Source organism: Paenibacillus campinasensis, assembly GCF_002272015.1.
Lineage (GTDB): Bacteria > Bacillota > Bacilli > Paenibacillales > Paenibacillaceae > Paenibacillus_AQ > Paenibacillus_AQ campinasensis.
Map to the genome: position 1 here is coordinate 1 of NZ_NPBY01000012.1, position 14,906 is coordinate 14,906.

Below are 14,906 nucleotides of genomic sequence, written 5' to 3' on the forward strand. Positions count from 1 at the left end.
TTGGAGGAAGCCCAGCAGATCTTTCCGAACACGAAGCTGGCGGAGGATTTTGGACTGTATCCGGTGCCGAGAAGATGCTCTGCAGGCGGCAATCCATAATTATTTCTCGGGAAAGCGCAGGAAATGACAAGAAGGCATCAGGAAGAGAAAGTGTTGGACAGTCTTCGATGTGATTCGACAGCGGAAGGGCGTATGCTTATATTCCCTGCATGCGAAGCGTTATAAGGCTTAGCTGGCGCATCTGAGTTGCAGCTGTCGTGACCGGGTTCCTTGCATGTGTCAGACCTGTTCTTTACAATGGAATGGAGTGTATAGAAGGGCTGCTCAAGGAACCCGAGGGCTTGTTGTTGATGAGCCGGCACGGCTTGGCACTTGGCGCTTGGCTCGTCATCACATCCCTGGCATTGCAGATGAACCGCACTGGATATATCGTGGTGACGAAGCTTTCTTGCGTGTCAGCAGCCAGTCCCTTCAAGCGGCGCGATAAGCCGATGTTTTTTTATCATAATGAATATTTCATGACATGAACTACATAACTGCAAAGAAGGTGTTCACTTGGAACAGCCCAAAGGCATCTTGATTGATCTTGACGGAACGTTGTACCATGGCAGCATTCGGATTGAAGGAGCGGACAGGCTGATCGGACGCTTGAAGAAGCAGGGGATTCCGTATCTGTTCGTCACGAATAACTCATCCCGCACACCGGAGCAAGTGGCGAATCACTTGCAACAGATGGGCATTCCGGCCAGGCCGGAGGAGGTGTGCACCTCTTCACTGGCGGCCGCCCATTATATCGCCGGAGAGGCGCCGGGAGCCGCCGTCGCCATGATCGGTGAGCAGGGGCTCCGCCATGCGCTTGAATCGGCAGGGCTGATTCTGGTGGAGGACGATCCTCAATATGTTGTACAGGGCATTGATCGATCCTTTGATTATGAGTCGCTGACGCGTTCGATGCGCTGGATTCAGGGCGGGGCGAAGTCCGTCCTGACCAACCCGGATTTGCAGCTGCCTTCCGATACCGGGCTTACGCCGGGGGCAGGCTCGATCGGGGCGGCGATTGAAGCAGCATCAGGCGTACAGCCGATTGTGATCGGCAAACCATCTTCAATCCTGATGAAGTTTGCGACAGACCGGCTGGGACAATCGCCGGAGGAAACGATCGTGCTCGGGGATAATATAAGGACAGACATCGCTGCAGGCGCCCATGCCGGATGCCGGACAGTGCTTGTATTAACCGGGGTGACAACGGAGCACAATATGCAGACGCATATCGAAGCTGCAGGCGTGTCTCCCGACTATGTATGCCGCGATTTAATGGAGGCGGCCGATCTGCTGTGCGGTTCATCGGATGATGAGCCAGCGGGTCTATGAGGCAGAAGCTTCTGTCCATTACATAAGACGCATCGATGAAGGGGTAGATGAATCATGCCGGAAATGCCGGAAATGGAGAACTATAGGAAACTGCTGTCTAACGAAATTATAGATGTCCCGGTGACGGGCGTAACGGTCAACCGGGAGAAATCGGTGAATGTGCCTGTGGAGCAATTTACTGCGGCGTTAAAAGGGGCCAGGGTGATTTATGTGGAGAGAAGGGGCAAATTCCTTGTCTTCCATCTGCATAACGGAGGCAGACTGCTGCTTCACCTGATGCTGGGCGGCTTGCTGTACTATGGGCATGTCGACGAGCCGCGGCCGTCACGATCGACACAGGTCGAAATCACGTTTGGCGAGCATGTGCTCTATTTCATCGGGTTGAGACTTGGGTATCTTCACCTGTTGTCAGCAAGAGAAACAGATGAAGTGCTGAAGGATCTCGGCCCGGAACTGATGGATCGAAGAATGTCCAGGGAGCGGTTTGTGGGCATCCTTCGCAAGCGCCGGGGTTCGCTGAAAAGCACGCTGGTCAACCAGCATGTCATCGCCGGCATCGGCAACTGTTATGCGGATGAAATTGCGTTTGACGCTGGCATTCATCCGGCATCCAAACTTCAGAATTTGTCCGATGAGGAGCTGGGACAACTGTATGACAGCGCCATCCGGGTGCTGACAGAGGCGGCCGATGGCGGCGGGTATATGGAGCTGCCGTTCCGGCAAGGCGATACCTTAACGGGCGCTTATAATGACGAATGCAAGGTGTATGATCGGGAAGGGGAGCCTTGCGTTCGCTGCGGCACACCGATTGTGAAAACAGAGCTGTCCGGACGGAAGCTGTTCTATTGTCCGCAGTGCCAGCATGAAGCGTGACATTCGAATCGGGAGCCATGTCAGCACCCGGGGCGGTTTTCTAGCCGCTGCCCGTCACGCCGCCGACATCGGGGGAAGCTGCTTTCAATATTTCCCGAAGAATCCGCGCAGCCTGCATATCAAGCAGCCGGACATTCGTGATGCTCAGGCGTGTGCTGCCTTTTGCCGGGAGCATGATCTTCAGTCGATTGCCCATACGCCGTATCCGAGCAATATGGCAGTCGGCCAATCACGGGGAGATGAGCATTATCGGCTGACCGTCCAGTCTCTCGTTAATGATCTCGTTATTGCTGAAGCTTGCGGGTCGCTTGGCATCGTGGTTCATTTTGGACATTTGAAAAGCGAGGATGTGCTGGCGGGGTATCAGAATGTGATACGGTGCCTGAACGACGTTCTGGCAGGCTGGAGGGGCAGTGCCAAGCTGCTGATCGAGAATCAGGCCGGGGATCATGGCAGCATGGGAATGACGCTGGAGGAATGCGTGAAGGTAAGGCAGCTGGCCGAGCACCCGGAGCACATCGGTTTCTGTCTGGACACTTGTCATCTGTATGCAGCCGGTGGCTGGAATCCGGCACGCACCGATGAGCTGCTTGCGAAAGGGCAGGAGCTGGGATACTGGGATCATCTCGTGGCGGTGCATCTGAACGATTCCAAATATGGGGCCGGTTCGAGAAAAGATCGACATGCCCGCGTCGGTCAAGGTATGATTGGCGAGGAAGGGCTTAGAAGCCTGGTTCTGTCAGCCGAATTGGCGGGGAAGATGTTCGTGCTGGAAAGTGAAAAGGGAGAGGACGGGACACACCGGGAGGATATTGCCGAAGTGCTGTCCTGGTCCGATAGCAAGGGAGAGTAAATCGATGATTCATCTATATCTGGATGATTGGCGCGCTTGCCCGAAAGGTTTCGCGCTAGCCCGAAACGGGGAAGAGTGTCTGATGATGCTTCGCGAATGTGAGGTTGACATATTATCGCTTGATTACGAGCTCGGTTATGGTCAGATGAATGGCGGGGATGTTGTTGCGGCCATCGTTGCTGAGCGGCTGCAGGCTAAAGAAATTTATCTTCACACCTCCAGCCCGTCAGGGAGAAGAAAAATGTACGAAATGCTGTATGCGCATATGCCGGAAGGCGTCAAGGTCCATAACGGGCCTATGCCGGAGGAAGTGCTGCATCAGGTGGCTGCAGGAAATCGATGATTGCGGTCACGGAAAGGGAGCTGCTTGAGCGGATCGAATGGCAGGAGCGGCTGGCCGGACGGGATTCGGAGGCGGCTTCGCCGTTGATCGTGTTCCTGTATACGCCGCTGTGCGGCACATGCAGCGCTGCCCGCCGAATGCTGGAGGTGGTGGAGCAGCTGTTGCCGGATACGGCGGTGCTGGAGGCGGATGTCAATTTTATGCCGAATGTGGTGGACAAGTACAGAGTCCGCAGCGTCCCCGGGCTGATGGCCGTATCGGGGCGGCTGGAGCAGCCGCAATTTCTGTATCGGATGGGATCGGTGCAGGATATTCTATCTTTTATCAAAGGGGCGATGGCATGATCTCGATGCAGCATATTTCGCTGATACGCGAGCAGCGGCGCATTTTGGACGATATCTCGCTTGACATGTCCGCCGGTGAAAACTGGGTCATACTCGGCCGCAACGGGTCGGGGAAGACAACGCTGCTGGAGATGATGACAGGCTACATGTTTCCAAGCTCCGGCCTAGTGGAAGTGCTAGGTCAACGATACGGGCAATGCGATATCCGGGAAGTTCGAAAGAGCATCGGCTATATCAGCCAATCCATGGTAGAACGATTGTCGCTTATTGATCCGGTGTGGGAGGTTGTAGCTACAGGCGCTTTCGCTTTTCTGCGCTTTTACCAGGCGATTCCGGAGGATGTCCGCGACCGGGCGCTGAGCCTGCTGGCCGAGATGAAGCTGGATTACCTGGCTGAGCAGCCGCTCGGAACGGTGTCGCAGGGGGAGCGGAAGAAGGTGCTGCTTGCCCGCGCCCTGATGGGCGATCCGAAGCTGCTCATTATGGATGAGCCATGTGCCGGGCTGGATCTGTATGAGCGGGAGAAGATGCTGGCCGAAGTTGATCGGCTGAAGCGGCGGAATGTAATGGTTGTGTATGTCACGCATCATATCGAGGAGATTGTGCCGCTGTTTTCCCACGTCGCGCTTGTCCGGGAGGGGCGGCTGGTCGCTGCCGGACGGAAAGAAGATGTGCTTACACCCGAACTTATCAAGCAGACTTATCATATTGATGTTGAACTGAAATGGGATGACGATCGTCCCTGGATCAGAGTATTGGCAGGAGGATAATCCCATTGGATATTGCGATAATAGCGAAAGAAGAAGAGCTCCGGGAGGAGCTTCATACGAAATTGGTCTGCACCGCGAATCACGGATTTGCCCCTTACGCTCAGGAAGAGCTGCGGCGGCTGTTCGGCAGTGTGAAAAGCACGATGCTCATCCCAGGTGAGGTGTTTGTGGCGACATTGCAGACCGGACCTGAAGAGGCGGTGGAAGCGATCCGCTTGCAGCCTCCGATTTTTCTGCGTCATCTATTCCCTGTACAGATGGAAATGGCTGGGGCTGACGCAGAAGCGGCGATCCGCGAGGCTGCCGGATGGCTCGCTCAACAGGAGGCAGTCAAAGAAGCCAGATCGGCTGCTATTCATGTTCGAAAAACAGACAACAGCTCCTGGGCTCACAGCCCTGGAGAGCTTCGCGAGCAGTTGCAGCAGCATCTCGCGCCGTTAGAGCTGGAGTTCACCGTGCAGCAGCCGGAGTGGATCATATCGCTGTTCGCCACGGATGACATCTGGTATGCAGGGGTGTCCAAAGCGGAGGACAATCTGTCCGACTGGAACGGCGGTGCGATTCGGTTCCAGCGGGAGGAGGGGCAAATCTCCCGGGCCAAGTTCAAACTGCTGGAAGCAGAGCAGCAGTTCTCTATTCCGTTTGCCTCTTATCGCAGAGCGCTCGATATCGGTGCGGCTCCCGGCGGCTGGACTTCCTTTTTGCTGGAGCGGGGGGTTGAGGTGACGGCGGTGGATCCGGCCAAGATGCACCCGTCGCTGTCGGGCCATTCCGGACTTCGGGTCATACGCAAAAATGCGGCAGAGGTGTCCTTCCGCGAGTCGGAGTTCGATCTGCTGGTGTGTGATATGAGCTGGAGCCCCAAGCAGATGGTCAAGCTGGTGACAGGGCTGCTCTACAGCCTGCAAATCGGGGGGACGGCGGTCATTACCGTCAAGCTGCTCACCAAAAAGCCGATGGCGCTGATCAAGGAGATCATCGCGCAGTTTGAAGAGGCCCGAATGCAGGTTCAGGGTGCAAAGCAACTGTTCCACAACCGGGACGAGATTACGCTATATATGATTAAGTATTAAAAAATGCTTTACAACAGAGCACATCTTGTTCTATAATGATTCCAAAATTAACCAACGATAACAAAGGGAAAGCATCCCGTCAATCACTGTGTCGTACAGTGAGGCGGAAGGCTTTCCCTTTTTTTGTCGTGGCAAGAAGACATAAGGAGCGTAGAAGCAGGATGAATCACCCTTCCAAAATGGAATACGGGGACGTGCTCGGAGGACGGTATGTGATCGAGCGGAAAATTGGCGAAGGCGGCATGAGCTGTGTGTATCTGGCCGGCGACCTGAAGCTGCCGGGTCAGAAATGGGCGGTGAAGGAAAGCGTATCGGAGCTGGGCATGCACCGGACGGTGGAGGATGAAGCGAGTCTGCTGATCAAGCTGAGCCACCCCCGTCTTCCGCGCATTGTTGATTTTTTCAAGCCGGATCCGGATGGATACACCTATCTGGTGATGGACTACATCGAAGGGATGACCCTTGAGAGGTATTTCAGGACATCACGCTCCAAGATCGGCGCTGATTTTATTGTCAGGCTGGCCGATCAGCTGCTGGAGGTGCTCGGTTATCTGCATGAGCATGACCCGCAGGTCATCTTCAGGGATTTGAAGCCTTCGAACATTATGCTCACCGAGCAATTGGAGGTCAGGCTGATCGATTTTGGCATCGCCCGCAGTTTCAAGCAGGAGTCGGGCGAGGACACCGTCAAGCTGGGCACGGTCGGTTTCGCCGCGCCGGAACAGTATGGGGGCAGGCAGAGCGATGCCAGGTCCGATCTGTATGGTCTCGGGGCGCTGCTCTTGTATTTATGCACAGGAGGGAACTTCACCGAATGGATTCCCGGTGTGGAGCGTCATATTCGCGGCGATTTGCCGCGAGGGCTGGTCCCGATCATCCGCAAGCTGCTCCAGTATGCGCCGGAGGATCGATACCCGTCGGCGAAGGAAGCCAGACAGGCGGTTGACAAGGCGGCCAGGCCGGCACTTCCGGCCCCGTCTGCAAGTCGGTCGATGATGGCTGGAACGCTCGTAGCTGCTGCCCTAGGGGCATCCGCCGGTGTGGGAACCACGCACAGCTGCATCGCCCTGGCCTACTTCCTGGCCAAGCATTACCGAAGGGTGGCTGTTGCGGAGATGGGTTCGCAGTCCTCTGCGTTCAGCCGGATTCAGGAAATTGCAGAAGGGGGCCGGGCTTCGGCTGGGAGCGGCCGCAAATTTGAGATCGACGGCATTCACTTCTGGCGTCAGACCGGGCGGGCGGAAGTGATCTCGCTGCTCGGCGGAAGCTACGATGCAGTTGTGCTGGATCTGGGCGTATATCGCAACAGCGAGCGGCTGGAGGAGTTTCTGAGGGCGGATGTGCCGCTGATCGTCGGTTCGGGCGCGGAATGGCGCCAGCACGAGCTGCTGGCCTTGTCCCGGCTGCTGGCTGATCATCATCAGCCGCACCGGCTGTATGCCCTCCCGCTAGCGGGGCCGGATGCGCTGGAGCGGGTGCGTAAGCTGCTGGATACCGATAAGGTGTATACGTTGCCGCTTCAGCTTGACCCTTTTGAGCTGACCTCGCCAAGCGAGCAGGCGTTCCGGCACATGTTCCGGCATATCATTGCCGAGCCGGAGCCGCGCAAGCGAAGATTCAGATTCTTGAGACAATGAATTTAATGATCAGAAAGGAGATGATGTTGATATGCCGATAATCAAGAGCCGCAGCCGGAAGCTGATGTATGCCGGACTTGCAGGCGCAGGCATCGTTGGGCTGATCTGCTCTGGGGTGATCCTCTATATTCATCTGGGGCATAAGGAGCAGCTGAGCATGCAGCAGCAGCGGTATGATGAGCGGATTGCCCAAGTTGAAGAGGAGCGGATTCGTGAATTGAAAGCGATGAAATCGGCCTGGGTTCCGATCCGGGACATCCCTTCGGGCAGTTTCATTCGGGAACAGGACATCAAGGAGGTGAAGCTGCCGGCGGAAGCCGCGCCGGATCATCTGCCCGGGAAAGACCAGATCGCCGGTATGGGAACCAAGATCGAGGTCCGCAAAGGAACGCTGATCACGCAGGCGATGCTGTTCGAGGAAGAACCAACCCCCGCCGATCTCCGGCATCGGGAGATGAAATCGGTATGGCTGCCTAGCAATCTGCGCAAGGACGATGTCGTGGATATTCGTGTGCAGTTCCCGACAGGACAGGACTACATCATCTTATCCAAGAAGAAGATTGACAGGCTGGAAAGTCCGGCATTCTGGACCACGCTGGATGAGAAGGAGATTCTGTTGCTCTCAAGCGCGATCGTGGATGCTTATCTGCATGAGGCGACGCTGTATGCGCTCACCTACGTAGAGCCCGAGCTTCAGGACAAGGCGGTTCCGACTTATCCGCCGAATGAAGAAGTGGCTAAACTCATCGCTCGCGACCCGAACATCGTGAACAAGGCGGAGAAGCACCTGGAGATTACCCTGCGCAGCACGCTGGAGGAGGATTTGGGGAAACGGAGGGCTGGTGGTCAGGTGCATGTATCCGAATATCAGGCAAGTCCGACGTTTGGAGCGAGTGCGTTCGGAGCGAGTACTTCAGGCAATGCAAGCGGGTCTGAATCCTATACAAGCGCTCCGTACACAGTTGAAGCTCCGAGCTCCGTATCAACGAGCGGCACCGTTCTGGAGCCGGAAATGATCATGAGCAGCTCGGCTCGGCAGGACCAAAGCTCCGAGGCTGACCAAATTCTTGGTCCAAGCAGCAGTGATAAGCGGCTGATGGAAGGCGAGGATACGGAGACTGCGAATGCAGAGCTCATCTTCACGCAGCCGTGATAGGGAAACGGACAGGTGCCAGTAAATAACCTGAATTACGGACAAAAAAGGAGGCGTATAGCTTGAGAACCTGGATCTTTGCAGGCATGTGCGACAAGAGCGATCTGCTGATGTACCTGTGCAAAATATTGGCGAACGGGGGCAGCAAAGTGCTGCTTGCAGATGCCGCCCATCATGCTAAATACACGCATTATATCTCAAGAGTGGATGCTTCGCTGAATCTGGCGGAGTTTGGCGGCTTCGATATCGCGACCCGCTTTGCGAATTACGATTCGCTGCTGGAATACATTGAGAAGCAGGAAGGCGCCAGCTACGACTATATGATTCTCGATGTGGAGCAGCCCGAATATCTAAGGCCGGAACACTGGCATGGTGCGGACGCGCGGATATGGGTGAGCGGTTTCGAGCTTATGGGGCTCATTCAAGGCGCGGAATGGCTGAAGCGTATCGCAGAGGAAGCTTTCGGAGATTCCCCGCCTTCATTTCATCGCATTTATATGAATGTCATCGAGGATCTGACGGATGATTCCTATATCGAAAGCTATCTGGATCACAGCGGAGTTCACTGGCTGGACGAGCCGATCCGGATGCCGTGGGATGAGCTGGCCTATGCGCTCAAGGTGGAGAATGAACATGCTGGCCGCCTTCGGTTAAAGCCGCTGTCCAGACACTATAAACGCTCCTTGATGGAGCTTATTCGCCGGCTGACAGAGCTGGAGAGCCGTCACATCCGTCGAGCGCTCCGATTGGCGGAAAGGAGACACGCATGAGGCTGATTGCAGTTTGGAGTCCGCTGCCAAGCGGCAGCGGCGCCACCGTGCTGGCATCTGCACTTCCGGTTGTGCTGGCAATGGAATACAGGGTAAGAACGCTGCTGACCCATGGCGGAAACGCCGGGGAGCGCATAGAGCAGGCTTTCACTTTCAGGCATGAATCACTCGATACGATGGCGGCATTCCAGGATCATGGCATGGATGCACTGGCGAGAATGGCCGGGAGCGGAAGATTGCTGCCGGAGACGATCAGGGATTACACGATACCGGTCCTTTCGGAAAGGCTCGACCTGTTGACAGGCAGCCGGGATGCCAGACATGCCTTGGATGATGTGGCATATGGGAAGTTCGCGGGTCAGGTGCTCGATACAGCGAAGCGAAGCTATGACGTCATCGTTGCCGATGCAGGCAACGGGCGTCCGCAAGGAGCGGACATGGAGCTGATCCGGACTGCAGATCTGGTCATCGTCGCCTTGAATCAGAATCTCCGTTCTTTGGAGGATGTGTGGGAGCGAAGCAGCATGCCGGACATGCTGATGGACAAAAACTGTGTGTACGCGCTGGGCAGATACGATCCGGAGATCAGCTGCACGTTGAAAAACATCAAGCGACGTTTCCGGCTAAAGTCCGAAATGTACGGCATTCCTTACTGCTCATCTCTGGCGGATGCCTGGAATATGCGCTCCGTCATGGCCTATGTCCAGCGCAGCCGCGGCGGGCTGAACCGCAGCCGGGAGAACGCCGCCTACCGGGCATTGCGCCAGATGGCGGATTTGGCGGCCGAGCGGCTCGGTCTTCCGAGCGGTGGTAGTGTGAAAGCGAGGGGCGCGTATGTTTACGGGTAGCTTCATGAACAGCGCTTGGATCCTTATTATCGTACTGCTGGCCTTTCTCCTTGGCTATCTTCGCTATATCGATTCGAGAAGGCCCAAGTATGACCAGCCGCCTGCAGCTGATCCCTATTCCTTGTCTTCGATGACGGAGTATATGAAGGAGACGCTACATCAGCTGACCCACAGCCAGCTTTCCGATTTGGGCCTGCATGAAGAGGAGTACCGGCGAAGGCTGAACAAACGAAGCGAACTGAGACGCGCCTTGAAGGGCTGTGTATCTGGGGATGTGCTGGACAAGAATTATGTGAAGGATTTTATGAAGGGGCTTCTCGTAAACGATCTGGGCTTGAATGAAGGCAATATCGAGTCGGCCATCCCGTTTGAGCAGCCGCAAGCGTTAACAGCTCAGGATAAATTTGAAATTTTGCTGTATTCGTACAAGCAGAAATACGGGCAGGACGCATTGTCAGCCATGATAGATACCTATGATCTTGCACAGCCGCGGGTGCTGCCGCGTTACGGACAGGGGGCTGTCTATGCGGTTACGGCCGAGGATGTTGAGCACATGTTTGATTCGGAGTGGAGACCGCTTGCGTTTCAGGAGAAGCTCGATATTGTCGTGCAGCGAATATATCAGCAGTATAAAGGCTTCTCCGTCGTTGACGAGATCCGGGATCAGCGGATTGACGGAGTTAGCGGCGGTGTCAGCGGCGTGCTTGATGATGCGGGTCGCCCCGCCCCCGGGCCTGATTGGCTTCTGCCGGAGTCGTCGTCCGACAGCCGGCCCGCTTCGGGATGTGAAAGTGTCTGGATTTTTTACAAAGGGATATCGCTTCATCTGGAATTCCTCTCGTTCGGCAGCCTGCTGGAGCTGAAGCGGGTGTGCCAGAACATCTATAAATACAATCATCCCGGACAGTTGTCGGAGGCGAGCGGCTACAAGGTGAATGAGATGAAGGACGGTTCGCGGGTCGTGGTGGTCAGGCCGCCGTTTGCGGAGTCATGGGCATTCTTTGTCCGCAAATTCGACCTCCCGAATGCAAGCTTGAATCAGCTGATCACCGGAAGCGGGGCAGACCTTGTCATTAAACTGCTCAAATATTTGATGAGAGGCAGCCGGATTACCGCTATTACCGGCGCGCAAGGCTCGGGCAAGACAACGCTTCTGATGGCGATGGTGGAGTACATTTACGCATCCTATACGCTCAGGGTGCAGGAGATGGCGTTTGAGCTGCATTTGCGGAAAATATACAGCCGCAGAAACATTCTCAGCTTTCGCGAGACGGAGTTTATTAGCGGTCAGGCCGGCCTTGATTTGCAGAAGAAAACGGACGGCACGGTGAACATTCTGGGCGAGGTTGCCAGCGACGAAGTGGCATCCTGGATGATTCAGATGTCGCAGGTGGCCAGCTTGTTCACGGTATTCACCCACCATGCCAAAACATTCAAGGACTTGATTCAATCCCTTCGCAATTCCTTGCTCAAGAGCGGCATGTTTCGCCAGGAGTTTATTGCCGAGCAGCAGGTGGTCAGTGTCATTAATTTTGATATTCATTTGAAGCGCGACGCTTATGGCAATCGATTCATTGAACGGATAACCGAGTGTATTCCTTGTGATGATCATCGGATCACCGGGGAGGCGAGTTTGCCAGACGCAGCGGATGAGAATGGATCAGGTCTATGGGCTGATCGTGACGCGGCAGAGAGACCTTCCTTCATCTCGCGCAATGTAGTGGAATACCGGGATGGCGCCTATGTGACGGTGCACCGGTTGTCGGAGCGGAGCATTGCGGAGATGAGCGAGCAGATGCAGCCGGAGGACGCGCTGGAATTCCAGACGTTTCTGGCATCAGGGTGGGGGACAGCCGGATGACAACCCGACAGATTCTCTTTGGTGTGCTGCTGTTCTCCCTGCTTGCCTGCGCGCTGATCTATGCAGTCCATCTGTGGCTGACCCGGCGAAGCCGGGGCGTGTATGTTCCGCTTCAGGACATTAGCCGGGGAGAAGGGAGGTCAGTCCGGAATTTATACAGGCAATGGCTGCAGCTGGCCTATCGTTTCTGCTTGCATGTCCCGCTTGTCAAAGGATATGTTATGCGCCTTAGACAGCGGATATCCGTTGTACACCCGTACGATGAAATATCGCTTCGTCTGGAGACGATGAAGCTGGCAGCGGTCATTACCGGAACTATGGGGATCACCGCGCTTCTGTTGATCTGGAGCAATCCGACCATCGGGTTCATATTGCTGATTATGCTGGCCTGCATCGTCATCCATGATCTGCTGATTGAGATGTATGTCAATCGGCTGGAACGAAAACTGCTGATCCAGTCGGTGGAACTGTTCTCTCAGGTTAGACATCACTATCAACAGCACGGGATGGTGGACGAGGCGATCTATGAGGGTGCGGAATCCGCCGGTCCGGAAATTGCGCTTCATACCCACCGCATCTATCATGCGCTTGTCTCCAAGGACCCGGAGGAGGAACTGGAGAAGTATTACGAATCGGCGCCGAACCGCTATTTGAAGGCATTTGCCGGCATATCAAGGCTGGTGATGGAATTCGGGGATTACGCGCGAAAGAAAAGCTCCATTTATCTTCTTGGTTTGAGCGGCCTCACCAGAGAAATTCAGCTGGAGATATTGCGCAGGGACAAGCTGGATTATTTGCTCAAGGGCTTGAATGTCATTGCGCTTGCCCCGGTCTTTTTTGCCAAGCCGATTGAACGGTGGGCGAGAGGGAATTTCCCGGCGATGGATCAGTTTTATACGAGCAAGCTCGGCTTCATTACGAAAATATCCATCTATGTCATCATTGTCGTGGCTTACGTCCTGCTTCAAAAATTGCAGCAGCATCGGGAGACCGATTATCGGGCGGGCCTCGACAAACCGTCATGGGAGGAGCGGTTGTGCCGGATTCCGATGGTGCGCAATTTGGCGCTGATTATGGCTCCCCGGCAGGGTACGCCGGCATTTGCCAGACTGCTCCGCTTGCTGAGGGAGAGCAATACGCGTTTGAAACTGGAATGGTTTGTCGTCCGGCGATTGACGCTGTTTACGCTGGCATTTGCCCTTTCGCTATCGACCGCGGTGTTCCTCCATGTCCAGGCCAGACATCAGCTGCTCTACGCGCCGGTACCTGAGCAGCAGTCCCTCTTCGGTCAGATGAATGAAGTCCAGCTTCAAGCTGCCAAGCGGCGGGCGGAACAGGATCGGCAGTGGATGGAGCAGCTGGGGATGTCGCCTGCTGTGGATCAAGGACAAGCGGAGAAGCTGATTGAAGAGAACGGTGCTCAGGGGATGACCCAAGAGCAGATTAAGGCTGCTGCCGACCGCGTCCTTGAGAAGCTGCGGCAGTTTGACGGGGAGTATCTGAAATGGTGGGAGCTCGTGCTGGCGATCGCTGCCGGTCTCATCGCCTATGCATTCCCGTTGTGGATGCTGTATTTTCACCGAAAGGTACGGAACATGGAGATGCGGCATGAAGTGTATCAGTTCATGACGGTGATCTCTATCCTAAGGGGCATGGAACGTATATCGGTGGAGGGGATTCTCGAATGGTTGAACCGTTTCGCCGTCATCTTCAAGGTGCCGATCCAGAAGTGCCTGCTGCATTATGAACACGGTGCGCAGCTGGCCTTGACGGAGCTTAAGGAGGATGTCTGGTTCCCGGACTTCCAGAGGCTGGTGGACAAGCTGCTGCTGGCGGTGGACAAAGTGCCGATCCGGGAAGTGTTCGATGAGGATCTGGATGGCGAGATGGCGTTCAGCTTTGAGCAGCGAAGGCAGGAATATGAAGCGTTGATCGACACGAAGGCCGGGTGGGGTCGGATGATCGGGTTCGCCCCGATGTATGCATTGATTTTTCTGTACCTCGTGATCCCGCTCATCGGCATGAGTTTTACGCAAATGAGCATTTATTACGAGCAGATTCAGCGATTATAAATAAGATCATTTCCCCATATAACCAAATGAATTGTATAGGAGGCATTTATCCATGAATAACGCATCTTCCGCATTAAAGGTGGCAGCAGGTATTTTTCTGACGATTGCATTGATTACGATTGTTGTTATTTTGTTTATTTCGGCACAGGAAGCGACCAAGACGGCACAAAACAATTTCTCGGACATTCAAACCGAGCTTTCCCAGGCTGCATTCACGGTGTATGACGGAACAACCATCAGCGGTTCCCAGGTAACCAATGCGCTTAGGAAGTACAAAGACAAGGACCAGTTTGGCATCTACATCCGCACAGGCAAAAACCCGAACGGACAATGGTATGGCAACGTGCTGAATGACCGCGGCGGCGTCAACAATCCGGATTCCAGACAGGGTGATATTACGATGACGATGAACGAGAAGAGTCCGGAATATGTCAATCCGAGCGGGAAATTCAAGGCGACGATTGTGAAGGATGATTCGAACGTGATCCGCGGCATCATCTTTGTTCAGTAGAACCGTTGATCGTAAAGGAGTATGTCCATGCGTGAACAAACGATAAGCATGATCGGGTTCGCGGTTTCGGCGATGCTGTTCCTGTCGGCCTGCTGGTTCTCACTCGAAATTCAGTCGGGTATCCGCTCGGGTGTAGAGAAAGGTCTGGCCTTGACCGAGGATCAGCATTCGGGAGTCATCACCGTGCCCGGAGCGGAGCGCGGCAGAGCGATGATCTACGGAGGAAGCGAAGTATTGTTCACGCTTCGGGATGTGGAGAAAGGGCACTTCGATATCGAGGTTGGGAGCGTCCGGTTTCCAGCCGGAAGCAACCCGGAAACTGCGGACGTCTCGATCATCGATATGGCTGCCGAGTACAGTGCGGCCTACAGGCTGGGAGCAGATGGTCTTATCGAGAGTATTCGTTTCGAAAAAGTGAGGTAAAGGC

Annotated in this window: 16 protein-coding genes; all 16 read left to right on the forward strand. The window is 55.0% G+C overall.

Annotation, left to right across the window (positions count from 1 at the left end):
• Positions 1-302: 302 nt before the first annotated feature.
• Positions 303-527, forward strand: coding sequence for a hypothetical protein (locus CHH67_RS25910; protein WP_141235846.1), 225 nt, complete (start codon positions 303-305; stop codon positions 525-527).
• 28 nt (positions 528-555) lie between these two features.
• On the forward strand, positions 556-1,371 hold the full coding sequence (locus CHH67_RS03810) for a TIGR01457 family HAD-type hydrolase (protein WP_095263663.1): 816 nt from the start codon (positions 556-558) through the stop codon (positions 1,369-1,371).
• 54 nt (positions 1,372-1,425) lie between these two features.
• Positions 1,426-2,244 carry an Fpg/Nei family DNA glycosylase gene (locus CHH67_RS03815; RefSeq protein WP_095263664.1) on the forward strand — a complete coding sequence of 273 codons (819 nt, stop codon included), beginning with the start codon at positions 1,426-1,428 and terminating at the stop codon, positions 2,242-2,244.
• Positions 2,234-3,097 carry a deoxyribonuclease IV gene (locus tag CHH67_RS03820; RefSeq protein ID WP_095263665.1) on the forward strand — a complete coding sequence of 288 codons (864 nt, stop codon included), beginning with the start codon at positions 2,234-2,236 and terminating at the stop codon, positions 3,095-3,097. Before CHH67_RS03815 ends, CHH67_RS03820 begins: the two co-directional genes overlap by 11 nt.
• Before the next feature lie 4 nt (positions 3,098-3,101).
• The gene (locus CHH67_RS03825; protein ID WP_095263666.1) at positions 3,102-3,440 is read left to right on the forward strand and encodes a cyclic-phosphate processing receiver domain-containing protein; all 339 of its coding nucleotides are present in this window, start codon (positions 3,102-3,104) and stop codon (positions 3,438-3,440) included.
• Complete coding sequence (locus tag CHH67_RS03830; RefSeq protein WP_095263667.1) at positions 3,437-3,784, forward strand: thioredoxin family protein; 348 nt, start codon at positions 3,437-3,439, stop codon at positions 3,782-3,784. The genes CHH67_RS03825 and CHH67_RS03830 overlap by 4 nt, the downstream gene beginning before the upstream one ends.
• Complete coding sequence (locus CHH67_RS03835; protein WP_095263668.1) at positions 3,781-4,554, forward strand: ABC transporter ATP-binding protein; 774 nt, start codon at positions 3,781-3,783, stop codon at positions 4,552-4,554. Before CHH67_RS03830 ends, CHH67_RS03835 begins: the two co-directional genes overlap by 4 nt.
• Before the next feature lie 5 nt (positions 4,555-4,559).
• Positions 4,560-5,627: an SAM-dependent methyltransferase gene (locus CHH67_RS03840; protein ID WP_155617818.1), complete on the forward strand. Its 1,068-nt coding sequence runs from the start codon at positions 4,560-4,562 to the stop codon at positions 5,625-5,627.
• Positions 5,628-5,788: 161 nt separating this feature from the next.
• Positions 5,789-7,264, forward strand: a complete 1,476-nt coding sequence (locus CHH67_RS03845) for a serine/threonine protein kinase (RefSeq protein ID WP_095263670.1) — start codon at positions 5,789-5,791, stop codon at positions 7,262-7,264.
• Between the two features lie 31 nt (positions 7,265-7,295).
• The gene (locus CHH67_RS03850; RefSeq protein WP_095263671.1) at positions 7,296-8,417 is read left to right on the forward strand and encodes an SAF domain-containing protein; all 1,122 of its coding nucleotides are present in this window, start codon (positions 7,296-7,298) and stop codon (positions 8,415-8,417) included.
• Between the two features lie 62 nt (positions 8,418-8,479).
• A complete protein-coding gene (locus CHH67_RS03855; protein WP_095263672.1) occupies positions 8,480-9,187 on the forward strand; it encodes a hypothetical protein in 708 nt (235 codons plus the stop codon).
• Positions 9,184-10,035, forward strand: coding sequence for a CpaE/TadZ family protein (locus CHH67_RS03860; RefSeq protein ID WP_095263673.1), 852 nt, complete (start codon positions 9,184-9,186; stop codon positions 10,033-10,035). The genes CHH67_RS03855 and CHH67_RS03860 overlap by 4 nt, the downstream gene beginning before the upstream one ends.
• Entirely contained in the window at positions 10,022-11,896 is a 1,875-nt protein-coding gene (locus tag CHH67_RS03865) for an ATPase, T2SS/T4P/T4SS family (RefSeq protein WP_095263674.1), read from the forward strand. The genes CHH67_RS03860 and CHH67_RS03865 overlap by 14 nt, the downstream gene beginning before the upstream one ends.
• A complete protein-coding gene (locus CHH67_RS03870) occupies positions 11,893-13,968 on the forward strand; it encodes a hypothetical protein (protein ID WP_095263675.1) in 2,076 nt (691 codons plus the stop codon). Before CHH67_RS03865 ends, CHH67_RS03870 begins: the two co-directional genes overlap by 4 nt.
• A gap of 52 nt (positions 13,969-14,020) precedes the next feature.
• Positions 14,021-14,479, forward strand: coding sequence for an ABC transporter permease (locus tag CHH67_RS03875; RefSeq protein ID WP_095263676.1), 459 nt, complete (start codon positions 14,021-14,023; stop codon positions 14,477-14,479).
• 27 nt (positions 14,480-14,506) lie between these two features.
• Positions 14,507-14,902: a hypothetical protein gene (locus CHH67_RS03880; RefSeq protein ID WP_095263677.1), complete on the forward strand. Its 396-nt coding sequence runs from the start codon at positions 14,507-14,509 to the stop codon at positions 14,900-14,902.
• The last annotated feature ends 4 nt before the right edge of the window (positions 14,903-14,906 follow it).

Excerpts from the sequence above, each read along its gene's own strand:
- CHH67_RS03860 (WP_095263673.1), top strand. The coding sequence starts at position 9,184 with ATGAGGCTGATTGCAGTTTGGAGTCCGCTGCCAAGCGGCAGCGGCGCC.
- CHH67_RS03870 (WP_095263675.1), top strand. The coding sequence starts at position 11,893 with ATGACAACCCGACAGATTCTCTTTGGTGTGCTGCTGTTCTCCCTGCTT.
- CHH67_RS03875 (WP_095263676.1), top strand. The coding sequence starts at position 14,021 with ATGAATAACGCATCTTCCGCATTAAAGGTGGCAGCAGGTATTTTTCTG.
- CHH67_RS03835 (WP_095263668.1), top strand. The coding sequence starts at position 3,781 with ATGATCTCGATGCAGCATATTTCGCTGATACGCGAGCAGCGGCGCATT.
- CHH67_RS03820 (WP_095263665.1), top strand. The coding sequence starts at position 2,234 with ATGAAGCGTGACATTCGAATCGGGAGCCATGTCAGCACCCGGGGCGGT.
- CHH67_RS03880 (WP_095263677.1), top strand. The coding sequence starts at position 14,507 with ATGCGTGAACAAACGATAAGCATGATCGGGTTCGCGGTTTCGGCGATG.
- CHH67_RS03865 (WP_095263674.1), top strand. The coding sequence starts at position 10,022 with ATGTTTACGGGTAGCTTCATGAACAGCGCTTGGATCCTTATTATCGTA.
- CHH67_RS03845 (WP_095263670.1), top strand. The coding sequence starts at position 5,789 with ATGAATCACCCTTCCAAAATGGAATACGGGGACGTGCTCGGAGGACGG.
- CHH67_RS03830 (WP_095263667.1), top strand. The coding sequence starts at position 3,437 with ATGATTGCGGTCACGGAAAGGGAGCTGCTTGAGCGGATCGAATGGCAG.
- CHH67_RS03815 (WP_095263664.1), top strand. The coding sequence starts at position 1,426 with ATGCCGGAAATGCCGGAAATGGAGAACTATAGGAAACTGCTGTCTAAC.
- CHH67_RS03850 (WP_095263671.1), top strand. The coding sequence starts at position 7,296 with ATGCCGATAATCAAGAGCCGCAGCCGGAAGCTGATGTATGCCGGACTT.
- CHH67_RS25910 (WP_141235846.1), top strand. The coding sequence starts at position 303 with ATGGAGTGTATAGAAGGGCTGCTCAAGGAACCCGAGGGCTTGTTGTTG.
- CHH67_RS03825 (WP_095263666.1), top strand. The coding sequence starts at position 3,102 with ATGATTCATCTATATCTGGATGATTGGCGCGCTTGCCCGAAAGGTTTC.